Source organism: Comamonas sp. B21-038 (assembly GCF_022387135.1).
In the GTDB taxonomy this organism is placed as follows: domain Bacteria; phylum Pseudomonadota; class Gammaproteobacteria; order Burkholderiales; family Burkholderiaceae_C; genus Comamonas; species Comamonas sediminis.
Window position 1 is genome coordinate 2,681,699 of the sequence record NZ_CP092462.1, and the last position, 21,392, is coordinate 2,703,090.

17 protein-coding genes are annotated in these 21,392 nt (G+C 67.1%); 4 read left to right on the forward strand and 13 right to left on the reverse strand.

Annotated elements, in window-relative coordinates; translation table 11 throughout:
• Positions 1-379 precede the first annotated feature (379 nt).
• Both MJ205_RS12260 and MJ205_RS12265 read left to right on the forward strand, forming a co-directional pair.
• Positions 380-1,912, forward strand: a complete 1,533-nt coding sequence (locus tag MJ205_RS12260; RefSeq protein ID WP_239808732.1) for an NCS1 family nucleobase:cation symporter-1 — start codon at positions 380-382, stop codon at positions 1,910-1,912.
• A 15-nt stretch (positions 1,913-1,927) separates the two neighbouring features.
• A complete protein-coding gene (locus MJ205_RS12265; RefSeq protein WP_021027627.1) occupies positions 1,928-2,662 on the forward strand; it encodes an aspartate/glutamate racemase family protein in 735 nt (244 codons plus the stop codon).
• A 75-nt stretch (positions 2,663-2,737) separates the two neighbouring features.
• Here the strand turns inward: MJ205_RS12265 and MJ205_RS12270 are convergent, their stop codons facing one another.
• The 13 genes from MJ205_RS12270 to MJ205_RS12330 form a co-directional block, all read right to left on the reverse strand.
• Positions 2,738-3,859 (reverse strand): VWA domain-containing protein, encoded by a 1,122-nt coding sequence (locus MJ205_RS12270; protein ID WP_239812734.1) that lies wholly within the window; start codon positions 3,857-3,859, stop codon positions 2,738-2,740.
• Positions 3,860-3,975: 116 nt separating this feature from the next.
• Complete coding sequence (locus MJ205_RS12275; RefSeq protein WP_239808733.1) at positions 3,976-6,537, reverse strand: DUF5682 family protein; 2,562 nt, start codon at positions 6,535-6,537, stop codon at positions 3,976-3,978.
• Positions 6,538-6,585: 48 nt separating this feature from the next.
• A complete protein-coding gene (locus MJ205_RS12280) occupies positions 6,586-7,668 on the reverse strand; it encodes an ATP-binding protein (RefSeq protein WP_239808734.1) in 1,083 nt (360 codons plus the stop codon).
• Positions 7,669-7,711: 43 nt separating this feature from the next.
• The gene (locus MJ205_RS12285) at positions 7,712-9,421 is read right to left on the reverse strand and encodes a DUF5691 domain-containing protein (RefSeq protein ID WP_239808735.1); all 1,710 of its coding nucleotides are present in this window, start codon (positions 9,419-9,421) and stop codon (positions 7,712-7,714) included.
• Positions 9,418-10,830 (reverse strand): SWIM zinc finger family protein, encoded by a 1,413-nt coding sequence (locus tag MJ205_RS12290; RefSeq protein WP_239808736.1) that lies wholly within the window; start codon positions 10,828-10,830, stop codon positions 9,418-9,420. The genes MJ205_RS12285 and MJ205_RS12290 overlap by 4 nt, the downstream gene beginning before the upstream one ends.
• 126 nt (positions 10,831-10,956) lie before the next feature.
• Positions 10,957-11,244, reverse strand: a complete 288-nt coding sequence (locus tag MJ205_RS12295) for a DUF3325 domain-containing protein (RefSeq protein WP_239808737.1) — start codon at positions 11,242-11,244, stop codon at positions 10,957-10,959.
• Complete coding sequence (locus MJ205_RS12300; RefSeq protein ID WP_239808738.1) at positions 11,241-12,947, reverse strand: PepSY-associated TM helix domain-containing protein; 1,707 nt, start codon at positions 12,945-12,947, stop codon at positions 11,241-11,243. The genes MJ205_RS12295 and MJ205_RS12300 overlap by 4 nt, the downstream gene beginning before the upstream one ends.
• Positions 12,944-13,270 carry a DUF3649 domain-containing protein gene (locus tag MJ205_RS12305; protein WP_239808739.1) on the reverse strand — a complete coding sequence of 109 codons (327 nt, stop codon included), beginning with the start codon at positions 13,268-13,270 and terminating at the stop codon, positions 12,944-12,946. Before MJ205_RS12305 ends, MJ205_RS12300 begins: the two co-directional genes overlap by 4 nt.
• A complete protein-coding gene (locus tag MJ205_RS12310) occupies positions 13,267-13,992 on the reverse strand; it encodes a cobalt ABC transporter substrate-binding protein (protein WP_409450127.1) in 726 nt (241 codons plus the stop codon). The genes MJ205_RS12305 and MJ205_RS12310 overlap by 4 nt, the downstream gene beginning before the upstream one ends.
• A gap of 120 nt (positions 13,993-14,112) precedes the next feature.
• The gene (locus tag MJ205_RS12315) at positions 14,113-16,458 is read right to left on the reverse strand and encodes a TonB-dependent receptor (protein WP_239808741.1); all 2,346 of its coding nucleotides are present in this window, start codon (positions 16,456-16,458) and stop codon (positions 14,113-14,115) included.
• Between the two features lie 126 nt (positions 16,459-16,584).
• Positions 16,585-17,898, reverse strand: a complete 1,314-nt coding sequence (locus tag MJ205_RS12320; protein WP_239808742.1) for a sigma-70 family RNA polymerase sigma factor — start codon at positions 17,896-17,898, stop codon at positions 16,585-16,587.
• A 218-nt stretch (positions 17,899-18,116) separates the two neighbouring features.
• Positions 18,117-18,917, reverse strand: a complete 801-nt coding sequence (locus MJ205_RS12325; protein WP_239808743.1) for an anti-sigma factor — start codon at positions 18,915-18,917, stop codon at positions 18,117-18,119.
• An 18-nt stretch (positions 18,918-18,935) separates the two neighbouring features.
• Positions 18,936-19,511, reverse strand: coding sequence for a sigma-70 family RNA polymerase sigma factor (locus tag MJ205_RS12330; RefSeq protein ID WP_239808744.1), 576 nt, complete (start codon positions 19,509-19,511; stop codon positions 18,936-18,938).
• Positions 19,512-19,848: 337 nt separating this feature from the next.
• Here MJ205_RS12330 and MJ205_RS12335 point away from each other — a divergent pair, with 337 nt between their 5' ends.
• Together MJ205_RS12335 and MJ205_RS12340 are read left to right on the forward strand one after the other, a co-directional pair.
• A complete protein-coding gene (locus MJ205_RS12335) occupies positions 19,849-20,634 on the forward strand; it encodes an SDR family NAD(P)-dependent oxidoreductase (protein ID WP_239808745.1) in 786 nt (261 codons plus the stop codon).
• A 3-nt stretch (positions 20,635-20,637) separates the two neighbouring features.
• The gene (locus tag MJ205_RS12340) at positions 20,638-21,339 is read left to right on the forward strand and encodes a glutathione S-transferase family protein (RefSeq protein ID WP_239808746.1); all 702 of its coding nucleotides are present in this window, start codon (positions 20,638-20,640) and stop codon (positions 21,337-21,339) included.
• Positions 21,340-21,392 lie beyond the last annotated feature (53 nt).

Sequence of the window (21,392 nt, forward strand, 5' to 3'; positions counted from 1 at the left end):
CCCCAGAGGCGCCAGGCTCTTTAGAAATGGATCGCATTTCTGCCTGGTGCCTAAGCGTTGGTGCAGCGAAACGGCCGATAGCTACAGGCCGAAACAAGAGCAACCTCATGTACTCGCGCTGCGCCGATGCGCTCTCTGGCAGCGCCGGTAAACGCGTCTCCCAGGCAACAGCAACGGCGCCCTTTCAGGGTTGGCCCTAGTTCATTTTTGGACGCTTTGTATACACTTAATGTATGCATATGTGCACACAAAGCATAGCCATTGAGGCCCCGCTTCTCTGCTGCACATGCCATGCATGGACCCGCGCACATGACGAGACAAATCAGGCCGCCAGGCCGTTACTAAGGCGCACCTGGATGCGCCCGATCCAAGGATGTCAATGACCGATCTTGCAGCAGACCAGAACGCAGGCTTTGCCTTCAACCCCGCCCAGCAGCGGCCCGCAGCCACCACCGATTTGCCCGCCGGTGTATGCCCCTCGCTCTACAACAAGGACCTGGCACCCACCCGGAAAGACAGCCGGTCCTGGGGCGCTTACAGCCTGTTCACGCTGTGGGCCAATGATGTGCACAGCCTGGGCAACTATGCCTTTGCCATCGGCCTGTTTGCGCTGGGCCTGGGCGGCTGGCAGATTCTGACGGCGCTGATGATGGGCGCCGCACTGCTGTTTGTGCTGCTGACCTTGTCGGGCTTCATGGGCCCCAAGACGGGCGTGCCCTTTCCAGTGATGAGCCGCATCAGCTTTGGCACGCGGGGCGCGCAGATCCCGGCGCTGATCCGGGGCGGCGTTGCGATTGCCTGGTTCGGCATCCAGACCTACCTGGCCTCCAAGGTGCTCGATGTGCTGCTGATCACCCTCTTCCCCAGCCTACAGGCGCTGCTGGCGCACCAGGTGCTGGGCCTGCCGGTGCTGGGCTGGATCAGCTTCAGCCTGCTGTGGGTGGTGCAGACGATGATTGCCTGCTGGGGCATGGAGAGCATCCGCAAGTACGAGGCCTTTGCCGGCCCGGTGATTCTGGTGACCTTCATCGCGCTGGCCGGCTGGGTGCTGTACAGCTCGGGCGGCAGGATCCAGTGGACGGCGCCCCAGCCCAGCACCGGTGGGGCGATGTGGGTGCAGATCATGGGTGCGGCCTCGCTGTGGGTCGCCATCTACGGCACCTTTGTGCTCAATTTCTGTGACTTCACCCGGGGCGCCACCTCGCGCAGCGCCGTGGTCAAGGGCAACTTCTGGGGCATCCCCATCAACATGCTGATCTTCGGCCTGATCGTCGTCGTGCTGACCGGCGGCCAACTGGCCATCGACGGCACCCTGATCCTCAGCCCCACCGACATCGTCGAGAAGATCCCCAACAAGCCGCTGCTGATCCTGGCCAGCCTGTCGCTGCTGATCCTGACCATCGCCGTGAACCTGATGGCCAACTTTGTCGCCCCTGCGCTGGCGCTGGCCAACCTGCTGCCGCGCCAGCTCAACTTCCGCCGCGCGGCGCTGGTCAGCGCCATCCTGGGCTTTGTGATCCTGCCGTGGAACCTCTACGATTCGCCGCTGGTGATCCTGTATTTCCTCGGTGGCCTGGGCTCCTTCCTGGGCCCGCTGTTCGGTATCGTGATGGCCGACTACTGGCTGATCCGCAAGGAGCGCGTGCATGTGCCTGCACTGTACAGCGATGACCACCGTGGCCCTTACCATTACCACAACGGCGTCAACCGCCGCGCCATCCAGGCCCTGGTGCCCTCGGCGCTGATTGCGCTGCTGTTCGCCTTTCTGCCGGCGCTGGAGTCGGTGTCCCATTTCTCCTGGTTCATTGCAGCCGGGCTCGGCGGCCTGTTCTACTGGCTGCTGACCCCCAAGGGCCAGCACTACGAAGACCAGGACGGCGAGGCCATTGCCGTGAACCATGCCCAACATTGAGACGGAGTTTTTTGCATGCGCATTCTGATCGTGAACGTCAACACCACCGAGAGCATGACCGAGGCCATTGGCGCCCAGGCGCGCCGGGCAGCGGCCCCGGGCACCGAGATCGTCGCCCTCACCCCGCGTTTTGGCGCCGAGTCGGTGGAGGGCAATTTTGAGAGCTACCTCTGCGCTGTCGGGGTGATGGATGCGGTCATGCGCTATGACCAGCCCTTTGATGCCGTCATCCAGGCCGGCTACGGCGAGCATGGCCGCGAAGGCCTGCAAGAGCTGCTGGAAGTGCCGGTGGTGGACATCACCGAGGCAGCGGCATCGACGGCGATGTTCCTGGGCCACAAATACGCCGTGGTCACCACCCTGGACCGGGCCGTGCCGCTGATCGAAGACCGGCTCAAGCTGGCCGGTCTGGATGCGCGCTGCGCCTCGGTGCGCGCCAGCGGCATGGCCGTGCTGGAGCTGGAGAGCCAGCCCGAGCGCGCGGTTGATGCCATCGTGCAGCAGGCGGCCAAGGCTGTTGAAGAAGACCATGCCGAGGTGATCTGCCTGGGCTGCGGCGGCATGGCCGAGCTCGAAGACAAGGTGCGCAGCCGCACCGGCGTGCCCGTGGTCGATGGCGTGGCTGCAGCGGTGACGATTGCCGAATCGCTGGTGCGCCTGGGCCTCAAGACCTCCAAGGTGCGCACCTATGCACCGCCGCGCGCCAAGCGGATTACCGGCTTTCCGCTGCCCGATTCGCTGGGCCGTTGAAGGTCTTCAACCACCCATCCCTGTTTACTCCAACCGCCCTGCTCCGCAGGGCTTTTTTCTGGCCGCTGTTGGCCGTTATTGGCTGGTCTTGAAGCCCTGGGTCGCCGCCCAGGCGGCCACATCATCGCGGCGGATCGCAGCGGCCATCAGCTGCGGGAAGGCGTCCGGCGTGCAGGCAAAGGAAGGCACGCCCAAGGCGGCCAGCTTGGCCGCCAGTGCGGCATCGTAAGCGGGGGCACCTTCGTCGCTCAGCGCCAGCAAGGTGACGAACTGCACGCCCGACTCCACCAGCTCATGGGCGCGGCGCAGCAGGCCTGACTCCACGCCCCCCTCGTACAGGTCCGAGATCAGCACCAGGATGGTGTTGCGCGGCTCGCTGATCAGGCTCTGGCAATAACCCACGGCGCCATTGATGTCAGTGCCGCCGCCCAGCTGCACGCCAAACAGCACATCGACCGGGTCGTCGAGCTTCTCGGTCAGGTCCACGACGGCCGTGTCAAACACCACCAGCTTGGTGGCGACCGCAGGCAGGCTGGCCATCACCGCACCAAAGATGCTGGAATAGACCACCGAGTTGGCCATGGAGCCGCTTTGGTCGATGCACAGAATCACCTCGCGCTGCGGGCGGCGCGCCTTGCGGCCATAGCCGATCAAGGTCTCGGGAACGATGGTCTTGTACTCGGGCTGCCAATGGCGCAGGTTGGCGCGTATCGTGCGGTTCCAGTCGATCTCGGCATGGCGCGGGCGGCGGTTGCGCTGGCTGCGGTCCAGCGCGCCGGCCACGGCACTGCGCATCGGCTCTTCGAGCTTTTTCATCAGCTCGTCCACGACCTTGCGCACCACCAGGCGCGCGGTGGCCTTGGTGTTTTGCGGGATGACCGAGCCCAGCGACATCAGGTTGGCCACCAGGTGCACATCGGGTTGCACGTTCTCCAGCATCTCGGGTTGCAGCAGCAACTCGCGCAGTTGCAGGCGCTCCATCGCGTCGCGCTGCATCACCTGCACCACCTGGCTGGGGAAGTACTTGCGGATATCGCCCAGCCAGCGCGACACCGACGGCGAAGAATTGCCCCGACCACCCTTGCGTGAGCCCAGCTGGCTGTCGCCTTCGTAGAGCGCGGCCAGCGCCTGGTCCATCTCCTGCAGGCGCCCGCCCACGGTCCCGCAGCTGGCATCGGCCGGGCTGCCCAGCACCATGCGCCAGCGTTGCAAGCGGGTGGTTGGCTGCAGCGCCTCTGCCGCGTCGGCGGCCAGGGTTTGGCTATCGTTTTGCGCCGGGCCTGGCGCGGAATGGGTGGCATTCGTCATCGTCATCACTCCAGCGCTGGGGCGTCGTTGCGGGGGGCCGAGGCAGCGGCGATCTGCGCCAGCAACTCGGGCGGCAGCCCCAGCCCCAGCAGGGTGTTGAGCAGTGGCAAGGCCAGCACGGCGCGCGCCTCGCCCCAGGGCGAATCGTCATCGCCGGCAGCCAACGCAGCGGCAGGCGCGGCAGCACCGGCCACCGGCGCGCGCCGGGCCTTGTCGCCCAGGCTCTGGCGCTCATGCTTGCTGAAGTGGGCAAAACTGCGCCGCACCAGCGGCAAGATCTGTGCAAACTGCACTTCGCCCAGCCCGGCCAGCCAGGCATCGACGGCGCCCCAGATCGCTTCGTCGTGCAGCAGCACCAGCGCCTGCTGGTTCAAAAAGCCATCCAGCCAGGCGGCCACATCCAGCGGCGCCGCGCCCAGCGACAGGTTGCGGTTGAACTGCAGCACCACCTCGGCGCTGTCCAGCAGATGCTCGTCCAGCAGCAGCCGGCAGGCCATGCCGCGCAGCAAGGCCGCAGCGGCATCGCCCATCGCCAGGCTGCGCAGCGCAGCGCGCCAGGCGTCCACGGCGGCCTGGGCATCGGTGCCGCGCAGGCGCAGTGCCTCGTGCGCGGCCAGCACCTTGCCCTTCATCGCCGCAGCAGCCTCTTCGTCCATCGCCATGCAGGCCACTGGCAAGCCAATGGCTGCGCGCAGCACCAGCGAATCGATGACCGTGGCCAGCAGGGCGGTATCGGTCTGGCGCACGCTGCCGTAGCGGTACACATTGGCCAGTGGCGGCAGGGTCTGCAGCAGCTGGGCGACATCACCGGTGGTGGCCGCGCGCTCAGCCAACGTGGCAATCAGCGACTCGACCAGCTGCGGCAGGTTCGCCAGCAGCGCGTCGTCAATCGCCTGTGCAATCTCGGGCAAGGGGGTATCGGGCGAGAGGCTGGCGCGCAGGCGCGCGGTGGCGGCCTGCGCCACGGTGGCGCCATGCACGCTGGCCTCGATGATGCGCACGGCCAGCTCCGGCTCCCACTGCATCTGCCAGCTCTCGCGGAAGGTGCCGCGGTTGCGCTGCGCATCGGCGGCACGGGTGCCCCAGCCAATGCCCAACAAGCGCAGGCGGTGCAGAAAATGGCTGCGCGCCAGGTCGGTCTCCTTGCGCAGATCCAGCGCCAGCAGCTTGCTGGCTGCTTCGGGCTTCATGCGCAGCGATTTCTGCTGCTGCTCGATATCGCGCTGCAACGGCACCTGCGGCACATCGGCGGGCACCGTGCCCAGCACATGGCCGACGGTGAGCTCGTCGTCGATCAGGTTCAGCGGCGCGGTCTCGCCCATGCAGACCACCGTGACGATGGCCTCGTTGATCTCCTGCAATCCCGGTATCGGCTGGCCGCGCATGGCAGCCAGGCCTTCGGCCAAGCGGGTGGCCTCGATGATGTGGGCGCTGGAGCAGTCCAGGTCCTTGTCGCGCAGCAGCCGTGCCACGCGGGTCAGCCAGCCTGCGGTGCGCAACGTGGCGGCATCGCGGGCGCTGCGTTCAGGCACGGACTGGCCTTCTGCCGCTTGCTGTGCCAAGGCCGCATCGGCCCGGTAGCACTGCCACAGGTGCTCGTACCAGCCCGGCGAGGTGACGCCTGCGCCATAGCCGCTGCGGCTGGCCAGGTTGCGGTAGGTCCAGGGCGCCCAGGTCGCCAGCACCTTGGCCTTGGGCAGGCCCTTGAGCACGGCGCTGTCGGCCTTGGCAGTGGTGCTTTGCTGCAGCGCCGGCACATGCCAGGCGCCGCAGACCACCGCAATGCGCTGGTAGCCCGCCTTGACCGCCTCACGGATGCACTGGCGCATATGCGCCTCCCGCTGGGCCTCGCGCAGCACATGGTGGGGGCCGCGCCAGGCCTCGCCCTCCTCGCCCAGTTCGCTGCGCACCGCCGTCATGGCCTCGTTGATGCTGGTAAACAGCGCTTCGCTGTTGCCGCGCTCTTCCACCAGGCGGTTCCACCAGCTCTCGCCATCCTCAAAGCCGGCCGCATGGGCGAGCCAGTCGAGCGGGTCGCGCATCGGCGCTTGCGGGGGCGCAGTGGTATCCGCTGCATCGCTGTCCACATCCGCGGCGGGGGCCGTGTCGGCGCTGGCCTCGGCGGCATCACCTGGCGCCTCGTCCGCTGCCTCCACCGCATCGTCCTCGCCCTCTTCGCCATCCACGTCCTGCGCAGGCTCCGGCTTTTTCAGCGCCTGGCGCCGTGCCCAGTCCTGGGCCATCGCATGGGTCTGGGGCAGGTCGATAAAGCGCGTGGCCACCCCCTGCGCGCTCGCCCACTGCAGCGCCTGCCACTCGGGCGAAAACTCGGCAAAGGGGTAGAACGCCGCCTGGCTGGGCTCGTCCTGCATGTACACCAGCATGGCCACCGGCGGCCGCAGCTCGGCACTGCGCAGCATCGGCAGCAGGGCCTCGCCCTCGGGCGGGCCTTCCACCAGCAGGCAGTCGGGCTGCAGTTGCGCCAGCGCTTGCACCAGGCTGCGCGCACAGCCCGGCCCGTGGTGGCGAATGCCAAAGAAATGGACGTTGTCAGCAGAAGTGGCCATGGGCTCGGTCAGCGTTGTCGGGGGCAGAAGAAGAACGGTGTCAGCGGCTTAGATTTGCTCGCGGCAGGCGCGGTAGAGATCCTTCCACTCCGCGCGCTCCTTCACCACCGTCTCCAGGTATTCCTTCCAGACCACGCTGTCCTGCACCGGGTCCTTGATGACGGCGCCCAGCAGGCCGGAGGCCACATCGTGCGCACGCAGCACGCCATCGCCAAAATGGCCGGCCAGCGCCATGCCGCTGTTGATCACCGAGATCGCTTCGGCGGTCGACAAGGTGGAGCTGGGCGACTTGATGCGCACGGTCTTGCCGTCTTCGGTCTGGCCATGGCGCAGCTCGCGGAAGATCTGCACGACGCGGCGCACTTCTTCCAGCGCAGGTGCCTCGGCAGGCAGCTGCAGCGCGCGGCTTTGCTCGCCCACGCGCTTGGTGACGATCTGCACCTCCTCGTCCTGCGACGCAGGCACGGGCAGCACGACGGTGTTGAAGCGGCGCTTCAACGCGCTGGAGAGTTCGTTGACACCCTTGTCACGGTTGTTGGCCGTGGCGATCACCGAGAAGCCGGCGACGGCCTGGAACTCGGTCGAGAGCTCGGGCACCGGCAAGGTCTTTTCGGACAGCACGGTGATCAGGGTGTCCTGCACATCGGCAGGGATGCGGGTCAGCTCTTCGATGCGGGCGATCTTGCCCAGCTTCATCGCATGCACCAGCGGGCTGGGGATCAGCGCCTTTTCCGACGGGCCGTGGGCCAGCAGCTGGGCATAGTTCCAGCCATAGCGCAGCTGCTCTTCGCTGGTGCCGGCCGTGCCCTGGATCAGCATGGTCGAGTCGCCACTCACCGCCGCCGACAGATGCTCGGACACCCAGGACTTGGCGGTGCCGGGCACCCCGTACAGCAGCAGTGCGCGGTCGGTGGCCAGGGTCGAGACGGCAATCTCCATCAGGCGCGGACTGCCGATGTACTTGGCGCTGACTTCAAAACCATTGCTCAGCGTGCCGCCCATCAGGTACTGCAGCACGGCCCAGGGCGAGAGCTTCCAGTTCGGTGGACGCGGACGGTCATCGGCCTTTTGCAAGGCATCCAGTTCTTCGGCAAATTGCTGCTCGGCGTGCTGGCGGAGTACTTGGCTCATGGTGTGCTTCCGGTAGAGATCAAAAGGTTCGTGGTGGGCGCGATCAGGCGATTCGGGCCGCTTGCAGCGCCAGGCGCAGATCGACAATGCGGTTGAGTTGGGCGAGCACCTGCTCGTCATCCCAGGGGCGCAGGCGTGAGCGCTCCAGGCGCGCCTGCTGCTCCTGTTGGAGCTTGGCGATGTCGGCCTCGCTGCTGCCTTCGGGCACCACCAGTGCGCTAGCGTCGTCGGACGCCACGGGCTCGGCGGGCGCTGCCGCAGGTGGCGCACGCCACAGCTGCGCAAAGCGCTCCAAGTCGCCCACCTGCAGGCGGCGTGCGCAGGCAAGAATCGCATGGTCTGCCTGCCAGCTGTGCCAGTTGCCCGCAGGCTGGCGCGACTGCAAGGTGCCGAGCAAGGCCTCGAGCAACCAGCGGGACATCGCAGGCGACAGCAACTCGGTGCGGCCCATGCCCTCGTCGATGCGGTGGATGGCCTCGATGAACGCGCTCTTGCCCAGCTTGGCCTGCAGCTGTGCCAGCCACTGGGTTTCGCGTTCTTCGGCGCTCAGCTCGGCCATCAGCAGCGGCAGCACATCGCTGCTGCGCGAGTCGCTCTCCATGCTCTGGATCAGCGGCAGCCAGCGCACATCGCGCTGGGCGCGCAACGCCGCGATCCAGCCCTGGCGCAGCGCGCTTTTCCAGTCGCTGCGCCGGCTCCATTCCCACAGCTGCTCGGGCGTCTTGTTCAGTTGCTGGTGCCAGAAATCGAGGGGCGTGAGCTCCACCAGCTGCTGCAGCCACCAGGCGCGATGGCCCTTGATATAGGCGGGCGGCTGCAAAGTGACGCCGTCGCGCTCCCAGTCCTTGTGGCCTTCCTGCGGTGGCTCGATCTGCCACTCGCCCTGGGCATCCTGGCTCAGCATGGCCTGCAGCGCGGCGCCCATGCGCTGGCTGTGCGGGCTGTGCGGCAGGCGCGCGAGCAGGCTGGCGGCCGATTCGCGCACCTCCTTGCTGCGGTTACAGAGCAGCTTTTCCAACAAGGCCTCGTCGTCTGCCGACAGGCCGCGCGCCAGGCTCTGCACCATTGGTGCGCGTTCGCGGGCACCCAGCTCCTTGAGGCTGGCTTCCAGCCGCGCGCGGGCGCCTGCCGGGTCCGTGGCACGCTGCTGCAGCAGCAAGGCCACGCGCTGCTCCAGCGAGCCTTCCTGCCAGATCTGCTCGGCATCGGCTGTCTCTTGCACGCCATGCGCATAGGCCCACTGCGGGTTCTGGGCGGCCAGCCAGCGGCCGCGCTCGCCCAGCACCGGGGTCAGCCACTGGCGCAGCTCGACCGATTGGCGGCCTTGGTGCAGCGCATCCACCAACAGCGCATAAGGCAGGCGCTGGCCGGCTTCATCAAGGCTGACCAAGGCCAGCGCGAGCAGCTCGGGCGCATTGCCCTGCAGCACCTCGCCCAGCAGCCGCAACAGCGGCTCGCCCTGCGGCGCCGGGCGCGATTCAGCGGCCGGTGGTGGCAAAGCGGCAGCTACCACCGTCGCAGCGGGTTGCGCGGGGCGCCAACCGGCCCGCTCCAGCACCGCTGCCACCGCGGTGGCGCGCAGCAACTGCTGCGCCTTGCTGTCTGCCGGTTGCAGCAAAGCCGCCTGCAGCGCCTGCTGGCTGGCGGGCGCCGTGCGGTCGATGCCCTGGGTAAAGATGGCTGGCAGCGCCAGCCGCTCGGCGCCGACGAGCGCAGATTGCTGCAACGCAGCCCAAAGATTTGCATGGCTCACAGCACTTCACCCCGGTTCTGCCAGATGTTGGTCCACGGCGCCTGGCCATCGCCGGCCTGCCAGGCACTGAGCAGGCGCCAGCGCCCTGATGGCTGGCCGCCCTCCCATTCGCCAAACAGCGCCATCGGCGCGCCTCCACCGAGCGCCTGCAGCTGCCAGACATGGTCATCGCCCACGGCCAGCGGCACCAGCGCCGCGGCCGCGTCCCCTTGCGGCCACAGCGCATACCACTGGCCCGCGCTGACCTGCAGACGCGCCTGGCCGCACCACAGCGGCTGCACCGGCTGCAAGGGGTTGGCGGCAATGCGCTGGCTCAGCTGCGCCAACGCATCGCGCCATGCGCCCTCGCCCAACGGGGCGCCGGCGCCGGGCGCCAGCAGTTCGATATCAGCCCCCGCGATGGCGCGCAGCGGTGCCTGGCCGGGGTAGAAATGCAGGCTGCCCCGGTAGCTTTGCGCCGGCACCCAGGCGGTCTCAAAACCACGGCCGCCCTGGGCGTAATCCAGCAACCAGGCGATGCGCCCGCTGTGCTGGCCTTGCAGCCAGACGCGGCGCTCCAGCAGGCGGCCCTCGCGTTCGATCTGGCGCAGGCCCACGACCAACCAGTCGTCGGCCAGCGCCTCGCCCCGTGCCTGCACCTCGGCCTTGTCCATGGGCCAGCCCAGCGCGGCCATCACATCGGCACGGGTATCGGCGCTCAGCGCATCGCGGCGTGCCACCGCATCGGCCAGCAGTTGCCAGTGGCCCAGCTGCACCAGCAGGTCACGCGACCATTGGGGGTGGCTGTCCACCAGCTCCCAGGCGTCCTTGATGCGGGCGGCCATGCCGCTGGCCTGCGCATCGACCATGCGCGCGGCCATGGTGTTCCAGTGCTGGCGCGCCTGCTGGTCGCCCGAGAGGTTGGCCAGGCCGTTGCGCAGCATGTCCTGCATCCACAGTTGCAGCTCCTGCATGCCGGCGGCTACCTTGTCCCAGCGCTTGTCGTCACGTTTGGCTTGCTGCTTGGCCAGCAGCGCGGGATCGGCCGGGGGCGCTGCGGCAATGGCAGCGGCCTTGGCTTCTTTTTTCTCGGCTTTTTCAGCGCGGCTGTCCAGCCAGGCGCTGACCCAGGCGGGTGGCTCGGCGTTGTCGGCCACCTGGCCGGCAGCGCGCAGCAGCATCAGCGCCAGGCCATGTTTGCAGGGGAACTTGCGGCTCGGGCAAGAGCACTTGAACGACGGCCCGCTCAGGTCGACCTGGGTCTGGTAGGGCTTGGAGCCGCTGCCCTGGCATTCGCCCCAGGCTGCCGTTTCGTTGCAGCCCAGGCTGGGCCATTTGCTGGGGTTCTTCAACCCTTGTGCCGCCTTGGTGGAAGAGGCATCCGGGGACAGCGCCACCACCTCGGCTTCGGTTGCTAAGACACGTGACAAACCGCCTCCCCTTCCGTTCAATCTGTTAGTTACCCGCTATATGTGTTTATTAATCGCGGCAACGGAGATTGTAGGCAGGGTCGAAGACGAAATGATGCAAGACGGGCCCCCGGCCCGCCTGGCGTGTCACTTTTTTACAGATTTGCGGCGTTCCCAGGCCACCATTGTGAGAAGGACAATCGCGGCGCTGAGCGAGATATGGCCGCACCAGGTGACCAGGCCGAGCGACCAGCCCTTGAGCCCGACGGCGATGGCCAGCGAGGCGAGCAGCGCCAGCCAGCCGGCCATGCGCAGGCCCCGGGTGGGGCCGGGTGGCAGCTCACGGCCCAACAGGTCGAGCTGGTGGCGGTCCATCGCCAGTGCCAGCAGTGCAAACGCCGGCAGTGACACCAGCTGAATGGCAAGGTGGTTCATGGCCGGGCCTCCTGCAGATCGGGCGCCATGGCCGCGCTGGCAGCCGTCGCGCCGGACTCCACATCCCGGGCGGCAGGCGCCGGGGAGTTGGCAGCCGGGCGCGGTGCCGCCTGGCGCTGCGGCTTGCGCTTGGGTTGGTGGCGCCAGGTGCGGATCGCCAGCCAGCCATGCAGCGCGGCCAGCGCCAGCAAGGTCAGCTCCAGCCCGGTGAACACCCAGTCACCGTCGATGGCGCTGCGCCACAGCGGCCGGTCGGTGGTCAGCACATTGACGACCGGCAGCAAGGCCAGCGCTGCGCAACCGGCCCAGAGCAGTTCCACCCAGGCGCGCTTGGCAGGCCGCAGCATGGCCCAGACCAGGCTGGCCCCCCAGAGGATGAAGAACCAGTGGATCTCCCAGTCGCTGCGCTTTTCCATGCCCAGCGGCAGCAGGCGGTTGGCCCAGAGCATGGCGGCCATGCCGATGCTCAGGCCGGCAATTGCAGCGATGTTGAGCCGCTCCACCAGCCAGAAGCCAAAGTACGGCTTGTCCGGATGGGGCAGCTTGGTGCGGCGCTTGACGGTCCACATCACCAGGCCCGTGCCCACCATGGCTGTGCCCGCCAGGCTGGTGAGGAAGTAGAGCCAGCGCACGGTGGTATCGCCAAAGCGGCCCAGGTGCAGGGCATAGAGCACGCCCCGCGTCTCGGCTGCCGCGCCCACCTGTTCCTTGACCTCCAGCAGCTTGCCGGTGCTGCCCTCGAACAGCATGTACTTGGGGCTGATCGACACGCGCTCGAAATCGCCATAGGTGACAATCACGCGTGCTGAGGCGTCGCCGGCGTTGTTGACGGTGACGCGGCCAATGCGGTCCGCGCCCCAGCGCTCTTGGGCCTGGCGCACCATATCGCCCAACGGGGCGAGCGGCACAGCCTGGCCGCTGGGCTTGCCGGCAGGAACGAAGGCGCTGATCTCGCTTTGCATGGCCTGGCGTTCGGCCTGGGTCTTGAAGGCGGCACTGCTGGCCCAGGGCATGGTCATCGCCATCAGCGTGACCAGGCCGGTATAGGTGATCATCGCGTGGAAAGGCAGGCCGAAGACCGACAGCGCATTGTGCGCATCCAGCCAGGAGCGCTGGCCCTTGCCCCAGCGGAAGGTGAAGAAGTCGACAAAGATCTTCTTGTGCGTGATCACGCCGCTAACAATGGCCACCAGCATGAACATCGCGCAGAAACTGGCCAGCCAGCGGGCCCAGAGCACCGGCATGTAATGGAACTGGAAGTGGAAGCGGTAGAAGAACTCGCCGCCCACAGTCTCACGGCTGCTGACCTTCTGGCCGGTTTGCGGATCGAACACCGCGCTGCCAAAGCCGCGCTCGCCCTTCGCGGGCTTGGCAATGCGCCAGAACGCACTCACGACATTGTTGCGCGCATCGGCCATGCCCAGGCTCCATTGCGAGCTGCCGGGCACCATCTGCTGCAGCTCCTCGGCGATGCGGGGGACCACTTCAGCGGCATCGGGCACGGCGGCCTGGTGGGCCACCTCGGGCCGCATCCACTGCGAAATCTCTTCCTTGAAATAGCTCACCGTACCGGTGAGAAACATCGCATACAGAATCCAGCCCACCAGCAGGCCGGCCCAGATGTGCAGGTCGGACATGGTCTGGCGAATGCCGCGTGCGGCGGGCTTGGCGGGTTTGCTATGTTTTTTATCGTTGGCAGTCATGCCGGAGTCACTCCATTCCATACCGGCCAGGCGGCCAGCAGCAGCGGTATCGCTGCCAGCAGCAGCCCCAGCCAGGCGCGGGTGGCCGAGCGCACGGCGAACACCCAGACCACCGCGCCGGTGTAGACCAGAAAGCTGGCCATCGTGCCAGCCAGCACGGCCTGGGGCTTGTCCATCGGCAGGGCCAGCGCGGCAACACTGGCCACCGCCGCCAGCGCATAGCCGCCGCCGATGGCGGCGACGATGCGCGAGAGCAGCGGCCCGACCTGGCAAGCCTTGGCCAGCGCGGCGCGCAACGCGCCGCTCAGCGCTGGGCTGGTCATTTGGCCGGATTAGGCGTGGCAACCGGTCCGGCCGCCAGCGGGGCCAGGCCTTGTGGCTTCACATAGGTGACCGACGTCACATAGCTCACGCCGTCGTACTTTTCGCCAGCGCGTTCGCCGGGCGTGCGGTCGTTGTGCTTGATCTCGGCCACGTACTGGCCTTGCCAGGGCAGGTCGAACTGCACCAGGCCTTGCGCGTCAGTGTGGCCTTCCTTCATCCAGCCCGATTGGGTGACCAGCGCGACCTGGGTCTTGGCCAGCGGCTGGCCCTTGAAGGTCGCCTTGAACTCGCCGTCCTTGCCGGTCGGGGTCAGGTCCAGCGCCAGCTTGGGCTTTTGCGCGGCAAAGCCGGTGACCAGGCGTGCAGCAGGGTGGTACCAGTTGGTGACATCCTTGCCATCGCGCTTGAACTTGGACAGCGGGTAGTTGGCATCTTCAGCGACGATGGAGACCCCATCCTGGATGCTGAACGGCAAGGTGAAGCCATGGGCGGTCTTGTTGCCGGCAGCGGCCTTTTCTTCGCCGTTGGCGCCGATCAGCACGCCCTGGGGCTTGCCAAAGTGGTCCAGCAGGCCAGGAGACGCTTCGCGCAGGTTGTCGCCAAACTCACCAAAGCGCAGCACCACGGCCTGGTCGGCACCGGCAGGCTCCAGCCAGACCTGGTGGGCCTGGGCGGACAGGGCCAGCACGGCCAGACTCAGCGCAGACAGGGATTTCTTCAACATATGCTCTCTCTCCTTTTTTGATAAACATGCTGCCGGCGCCTTGCGCGCTCCCGCAGCCCACTCCCCAGAACCGGTGGGCGGTCTCTACGCAACTGCGCGGAGACCACCCGCAGGTTCTCAAAAATCAACCGTCGCCGACAGCACCACGGTACGCGGCGCGCTCAGGGTCAGGTAGTTGTTGCCACTGATCAACCAGACGTTCTTGCCCGTCAGGTTTTCGACATTGGCGCGCAGCACCACCGCCTTGCCGCTGACCTGGGTGCGGTAGCGCGCGCCCACATCCAAGCGGGTCCATCCCGAGAGCTTGAGGGTGTTGGCATTGCTGGCCCAGGCCGAGCCGGTGCGGATCACCCGGCCGTTGACGGACAGGCCCTGCACGCCGGGCACATCCCAGTCGGCGCCCAGGTTGGCATTGATCTTGGGCACGCCGTAGGCATCGTTGCCCTGGTACTGCGCCGCCTTGGTGACCTTGGCACGGTTGAAGGTGAGGCCCCCCATCCAACGCAGACCGCGCTGCAGCTCACCATAGGCGGTCAGCTCCAGGCCCCGGTTGCGCTGCTCACCATCAAAGCTGTAGATGTTGGTGGCCGGGTCGGTCATGCTGCTGGGGCGGCTGATCTGGAACAGGCTGGCCGTCGTCATGACGCTGCCCCAATCCACCTTCACACCTGCTTCGTACTGCTTGGACTTGAATGGCGGAAACACCTCGCCGGCATTGACGGCCGTGTTGGGCGCGGTGCCACCACGCGAGAGACCGGCCGTGTAGTTGCCGTAGACGGAGACCTGGTCATTGGCCTTGACCACCAGGCCGACCAGCGGCGTGGTCGCGCTCTTGGCGTAGCTGCTGGTCTGCGCGCCGGTAGCGGTGCTGAAGTTGCGCAGGTCCACGGTCTGGCGGCGCAGGCCCAGGGTCAGCAGCAGGCGGTCATCGGCCAGGGCGAGGGTGTCCGTCACCGCAATGCCGTAGTTGTGCGCCTTGGAGGCCTTGTTGGGCGCGGTGCGCGCACCTTCCACCGGTGGCAGTGGCGCGGGGTGGTAGATGTTCGATGGCGACGTGGTCAGGCCGGCCACATAGGCATTGCCGGATTCCTGGCGCAAATCGGAAGCGCTGACCACCAGCGAGTGCTTGACACCGCCGGTCGCGAACTTGGCCCGCAGCCCCGCATCGGCGCTGCTGGTCTCGGTGTACGAATCGTAGAAGCTGCTGCGCACCGTGAAGTCGCCGGCCGCATTCATCGACGTCGTCGTGGTCGGGAAAATCTGCTGGGCCTTGCCCTTGCGGTAGCCAATGCCCGCAAACGCCGTGACCTGGTCGTTCAGATCCACTTCCAGGCGCGAGGCGATGACCTTGTCGTCCAGCGACAGATCGGTATCGGGAAACCAGTTGCTGCGCGCGTTGGGCGGCTTGGGCAACGACGTCAGCGCCGGGTTGAAGCCGATCTGCGGGCGGAAATCTTCCATCTCTTCGCGCTGCGCATAGGCGTCGAGCGACCAGCGCAGATTGCTGCCCCGGTAGTCCACCGCGATCGCGCCCACGCCCAGCTTCTGGTCGCCACCGCGGATGCTGGCCTCGCCACCGCGCGCTGCGCCATTGACGCGCACGCCCCATTCCTTGTTCTCGCCAAAGCGGCGCGAGATATCGACACTGGTGCCGAACTGCGCACGGCCCAGGTACTGCAGGCCGACGCGGTTCAGCGGCGCATCGCCCGCACGCTTGGTCTGCACATTGATCGCGCCGCCAATGCTGCCGCCCGGCGGCATGCCGCCCACCATCGCGCCCGGGCCCTTGAGCAGCTCGGCACGTTCCAGAATCTCGGCCGGCACCCGGCTGGCAGAGGTCAGGCCATAGAGGCCATTGAGGCCCACATCGCCACCGCTGATGCCAAAGCCGCGCACCTGGATGTCTTCGCTGAAGCCCTGCGAGGCGGTGGTCAGGCGCACCGACGCGTCATTGGCCAGCACCTCACCCAAGGTGCGTGCCTGCTGGTCGGCCACCGCTTCTGCGGTATAGGCCACGGTGGAAAACGGCGTGTCCATCACATCCTGGTCGCCCAGCATGCCAATGCGGCTGCCGCGCGCCTGCTTGCCACCGGCATAGGCTTCGGGGCGGTCGCCGGCGCGGGTCGCCGGGGCCGTCACCACCACCGGGTTCAGTGCCACTTCACCGGCGGTCTGGCCGTTGTCGATGACCAAAGTCGTGCCCTCGATGCGCGCCACCAGGTTGGTGTTGCGCAGCAGCTGGCGTACGGCGTCCTGCGCGCTCATGCTGCCCTTGACGGCGGCGCCGGGGCGGCCCTGCACCAGTGCAGGAGGTGCCATCAACTGCAGCCCGGCCTGGCGGGCCAGCTGGGCCAGCGCGCTGTCGAGCGGCTGGGCAGAAATATCAAAATCAGCGGCCGAGGCCGCGCCGGCCAAGGCGGCCATCGCCAGGGCCATCAGGTGGCGTTTGCAGGGATGCGACATAGCAGTGGGTACTTTCCTCATGTGGTTCACACGAGGTAATACGAACGAGACGCAGTTTTCCCTCAGCGCTTGCGCAAGTATTTTTGAATGGCCGTTCAGCGGCCCATAGTGCTTGCACGCCATCGCTCAACTCTGCGCTCTGCGCCGTGCAATCGTGATGCGCCGCGCAGCGCCCTGGCCTTCTTCGCGCACCACGACCGGCACGCTGCGCGGCAGCAGCTGCAGCCAGGCGCGGGCATCGGCAATGCGCACCCGGCCAAAAATCGCCATATGTTCGGCATCGGGCGCCACCTGCAGGGGCACGTCGCAATAACGGGCCAGGCGCTGCACCGCCAGGCCCAGCGGCTCGTGGCGGAAGTCCAGCCAGCCATTGCGCCAGGCCGCCACCTCGCCCGCGCTGGTATCGCGCCGGGGCGGTTGTCCTGGCTGCCAGTCCAGGGTCTGGCTGCCCGTCAGCTCCCAGCCATCACCCGCATCGGCCAGATCACCATCGCTGCCCCGCTGCTGCACGCGCACCCGGCCCTCTTCAACCGCCACGCGCAGCCCGCCCTGGGCATCGACTGCGACTTCAAACCGGGTGCCCAGCACGGTGATACGGGCCGGGCCAGCATCGACGATGAAAGGCGCATCGGCCTGGCGTGCCACCTGGAAGAAGGCCACGCCTTCGTGCAGCTGCACATGGCGGCGGTTGCCGTAGTAGCGCACCTCCAGCCGGGTCTGCGCATCCAGCGCAATGCTGCTGCCATCGGGCAGGGCCTGGTTGAGCTGGCGGCCGGTGGCCGTGGCCAGCTGGATCTGCCATGTCACCACCTGGCTTTGGTAGATGCACCAGGCCAGGCTGCCGCTGGCACCCAACCCTGCGACGCCGAGCAAGGCCGACAGCGCACGGCGCCGCCCCTTGCGCGGCAGCGCCGGCACAACGCCATCACCACGCCATGCGTGCAAAGCGGCCTCGATCGCATCCATGGCGCGCATGATCTCGCGCTCCACCGTCTTGACCGAGACGCCGTGCGCTGCGGCAATCGACGCCTGCGATTCGCCGTCGAGCCGGTCGGCCAGCAACATGCTGCGGCAGCGCTCGGGCAAGGCGGCAATCGCGGCATCGACGGCTGCCAGCGCTTCGCGCCGCAGGCTGGCCTCAGCCACATCCTGGCCCAGCGCCTGCACACCGGCGCTGCCGTCATCGAAGCGGCTGTCAAAGCGCTCGGAGGTGCGCGCGGCCCGGCGCAGGTGGTCAATCACCAGATGCTCGGCCACCGTGTACAGGTAGGCGCGCGGCGCCGGGTGCGGGCTCTGCGCCAGGGGCCCCGCTTCCACCACGCGCAGCCAGGCGTCATGCACGATGTCCTGCGCCGATTGGCGGCTGCCGGTACGGCGTGCGACAAAGGCAATCAGCTCGCGATAGCTATCGCGAAAGGCTTCCAACGGGAGGGCGGACATGGCGGAACGGGCGGGCAGTAAAAATGACGAGGCGCGCCAGTATATTACGAATGAGAATAAATCTCATTTGTTATATAAATTTTCTTTTAAAACAGGGGCTTAAATCGCCCGCCCGGGAAGGCGGGTACTGGTGCCTGTACAACTGTTTTTCCGCTGTGGAATAAGCGCTAAAACGCCCTGCAGCGCCAGCCGCAGGGCGTGGGGGCGGGCAAAACCGCTTACAGATCGCGCTTGATCAAAGCCCCGCTGAACAAGACCGGCCCGGTGGGCCCCGTCTCGCTGGGCACGCCGCCCTTGGGCTCCAGGCTGACCGCCAGTGCCGGGACCGCCTGCACCTGGGCCAGTTGCGCCTGCAGTTGCTCCAGCCGCCCCTCCCCCACGACGCCGAGCGACTGCGGCGCGCCCTGCGCCGGCAAGGCCCACAGCTGCAGTGACCGGTCGGCCGCCTCCTGGTAGCCACCGACGCGCTGCAGCACCAGCCGGCCCTGGCGGGCATCGAAGGTCACCAGCATCGAGGCCTGGGCCTTGCCATCGGCCAGTACGGCCACGTACTGGACCTGAGGGGCGGCCTGCAATGCGGTCTGGGTCTTTTGCAGCTCGGTTTGCAAGGCGGCCAGCTGCTGGCCGGTGTTGCGTTGCAGGCTTTGCTGCGCATACAGGCCAATGGCCACCGCAGCGACGGTGGCCACGGCCCCCGTCAGCGCCAGCGAACGCCACCAGGCCAGCGCCTTGGGGCTGCGGGCGTTGGCAGCACTGCGCTGCTGCTCAAGGGCCAAGCCAGCTTTGTCGGCATCGACCATGTTCTGGATACGGGTCCAGACGGCGGCATCGGGCTGCACCGGCGACTGCAGCTCGGACAGCGCCGACCAGCGGCCCTGCCACAGCAGTGCGGCCGAGCGCACCTGCGGATGCGCGCGGGCCATCTGCTCAAAGCGGCGGCGGGCGCCTGCGCGCAAGGTGCCCAGCGCATAGGCGGCGGCCAGACGGTCGAGCAGTTCGGGGTGTTGTACCAGGTTCATCAGAGCGCTCCTTTGCGCCTACACGTGGCGGTCCATGCACTTGCGCAGTTGCTCCAGACTGCGGCGCATCCAGGTTTTGACGGTGCCCAGCGGCAGCTGGAAATGGCTGGCCAGCTCGCTGTGGCTCAAATCTCGCAAATAGGCCAGGCTCACCACCTGGCGCTGGGCCTGCTGCAGGCGCTCCATGCACTGCTGCAAGACCGTCGCCTGCTCACTCGCTTCCACCGACTGCATCGGGCTTTGTGCGTCGTCGCCCTGCGGCAGGTCATCCATGTCGTCCACCACCGCATGCTGGTCGAGCCGCTCGGCCTTGCGCCGGCGCAGAAAATCCAGCGCCCGGCTGCGCACCAGCAGACCCATCCAGGCCAGCGGCGGGCTGAGCGAATCGCGGTAACTGCCGGCATGGCGCCAGATGGCGACAAAACTGTCCTGCAGCACGTCTTCAGCCCAGGCCTTGTTGCCCAGAATGCGCAGCGCCAGGCCATACAGCCGCGAGGCGGTATCGTCGTACAACAGCCGCAGCGCTTTTTCGTCGCGGGCGGCAATGCGGTCTAACAAGAGCATCAGTTCAGTGTCAGTGGTAGGTGTGCGCATGCAAGCATTGTGGGGCGAAGGCCGGGTGGCCGGTGCATCCGTTGTATTGCTGCCAAGCAACAAGCGGCGCAGCCCGATCAGCAATCGCCCACAGGTAAGTACTCGCACACCCCCAAAACTTTCAGGTATCTGGCCGCTATACGCAGCAAACGGCCCACTGGATGCAAAAACGATGCAAAAAAATAATCGGCAGCCCTGAATCCAAACCAGCTGCTGATGCGTAGTGAAGAACGTAGACCTTGCCCAGACAGGGTCGGAAAACGGAGCACCCTATGAAAACAGCCACCACCGCAGTTGCCATACCCTCGGGCCCCTGCGCGCCCGCCCGGAGGCCACCATGCCGCTGAACACCCCCATCGAGCGCTGGTACGGCTTGCGTGTCTGGCTGATCGGCGCCAGCTCGGGCATCGGCCTGGCTCTGGCAGAGCAACTGCATGCCGCAGGGGCCCGCATTATCGTGTCGGCGCGCCGGCAGGAGGTGCTGGACGCCTTCGCCGAGCAGCACCCCGGCTGTCTGCCCCTGCCGCTGGATGTCAGCGACCGCGATGCCGTCGTCAGCGCCGTACACCAGCTGCTGGAGGACGGGCCTCTGGACATGGTGTGCTACTGCGCAGGCCAGCGGCAGACGATGAGGGCCGATGATCTGGACCTCAACCGCATGCTGCACCGGGAGGTCAATCTGACTGGCGCGCTGCATGTGATCACGGCCGTCACCCCCCACCTGCTGGCAGCGGCACGCGACGGGCGACAACCCCATCTCAGCCTGGTGGCCAGCGTCGCCGGTCTGCGTGGCCTGCAGGGCAACCTGGCCTATGGACCCAGCCAGGCGGCACTCATCAACCTGGCCCAGACCTTGCAGCTGGAGTTGCCGGCGCAAGGTGTGGGCGTCAGCCTGGCCGTCGTCAAGCCCGCGCTGACCGCGACCTCGTTGACCGAACCCCATCCTGCCAGCCTGCCGGTCTGGCAGCACCCGGCACAGGCGGCCGAGGCCATGCTCAAAGGCTGGGCCCACGGCCACTTTTTGCTGGGTGCGCCGTGGCGCTCCAGGCTGAGCTGGCGCCCAGGGTTCACCTCCCCGGCATCCGGCCTGTTCGCCTGGGTGCGCCGCTTGCAGAGGAACTGAACCATGCTGACGCTGCACCATCTGGAAACCTCGCGCTCGCAGCGCGTGCTGTGGCTGCTCGAAGAGCTGAACCTGCCCTATGCACTGCAAACCTACCCGCGCGATGCCAAGACCCGCCTGGCGCCGCCGGCGCTCAAACGCATCCACCCGCTGGGCCTGTCGCCCATCCTCTGCGACCGGGGGCTGGTGATCGCCGAATCCGGCGCCATCATCGAGTACCTGGCCGAGCGCTATGGCGCCTGGGCGCCCCCGGACATGGCCTACCTGGAGCCCCCGCGCGGCAGTCCCGAGCATCTGCAGTGCCGCTACTGGATGCACTTTGCCGAGGGCTCGCTGATGAACTGGCTGCTGCTGCAGCTGGTGTTCGACAGCATCGCGGCCAAGCCTTTGCCGCTGCTGGTGCGCCCCGTTGTGGGACCGGTGCTGCGCACCCTGCGCCAGCAGGTGCACAAACAGCTGATCAGCCCCCACATGGAAGCAGCGATGGCCTATATCAACAACCACCTGGCCCACCAGCCCTGGTTTGCCGGGGAACACCTGACGATGGCCGACTTCCAGATGGGCTTTGCGGTGGAGGCGGCATTGGCCCGCTGCGCCAATGCAGCCGATTGGCCCCATCTGCATGCCTACCGCCAGCGCATGCAGGCCCGCGAGGCCTACCAGCGGGCCATTGCCAAAGGCGGGCCGGTGGTGATGAAGCTCTGAGCGCTCGACACCTGCCCTGTAAAAAGGCCCTGCAGTGCAGGGCCTTCGTCATG

Excerpts from the sequence above, each read along its gene's own strand:
- MJ205_RS12260 (WP_239808732.1), top strand. The coding sequence starts at position 380 with ATGACCGATCTTGCAGCAGACCAGAACGCAGGCTTTGCCTTCAACCCC.
- MJ205_RS12265 (WP_021027627.1), top strand. The coding sequence starts at position 1,928 with ATGCGCATTCTGATCGTGAACGTCAACACCACCGAGAGCATGACCGAG.
- MJ205_RS12270 (WP_239812734.1), bottom strand. The coding sequence starts at position 3,859 with ATGGTGCTGGGCAGCCCGGCCGATGCCAGCTGCGGGACCGTGGGCGGG.
- MJ205_RS12275 (WP_239808733.1), bottom strand. The coding sequence starts at position 6,537 with ATGGCCACTTCTGCTGACAACGTCCATTTCTTTGGCATTCGCCACCAC.
- MJ205_RS12280 (WP_239808734.1), bottom strand. The coding sequence starts at position 7,668 with ATGAGCCAAGTACTCCGCCAGCACGCCGAGCAGCAATTTGCCGAAGAA.
- MJ205_RS12295 (WP_239808737.1), bottom strand. The coding sequence starts at position 11,244 with ATGAACCACCTTGCCATTCAGCTGGTGTCACTGCCGGCGTTTGCACTG.
- MJ205_RS12300 (WP_239808738.1), bottom strand. The coding sequence starts at position 12,947 with ATGACTGCCAACGATAAAAAACATAGCAAACCCGCCAAGCCCGCCGCA.
- MJ205_RS12305 (WP_239808739.1), bottom strand. The coding sequence starts at position 13,270 with ATGACCAGCCCAGCGCTGAGCGGCGCGTTGCGCGCCGCGCTGGCCAAG.
- MJ205_RS12315 (WP_239808741.1), bottom strand. The coding sequence starts at position 16,458 with ATGTCGCATCCCTGCAAACGCCACCTGATGGCCCTGGCGATGGCCGCC.
- MJ205_RS12320 (WP_239808742.1), bottom strand. The coding sequence starts at position 17,898 with ATGTCCGCCCTCCCGTTGGAAGCCTTTCGCGATAGCTATCGCGAGCTG.
- MJ205_RS12325 (WP_239808743.1), bottom strand. The coding sequence starts at position 18,917 with ATGAACCTGGTACAACACCCCGAACTGCTCGACCGTCTGGCCGCCGCC.
- MJ205_RS12330 (WP_239808744.1), bottom strand. The coding sequence starts at position 19,511 with ATGCGCACACCTACCACTGACACTGAACTGATGCTCTTGTTAGACCGC.
- MJ205_RS12335 (WP_239808745.1), top strand. The coding sequence starts at position 19,849 with ATGCCGCTGAACACCCCCATCGAGCGCTGGTACGGCTTGCGTGTCTGG.
- MJ205_RS12340 (WP_239808746.1), top strand. The coding sequence starts at position 20,638 with ATGCTGACGCTGCACCATCTGGAAACCTCGCGCTCGCAGCGCGTGCTG.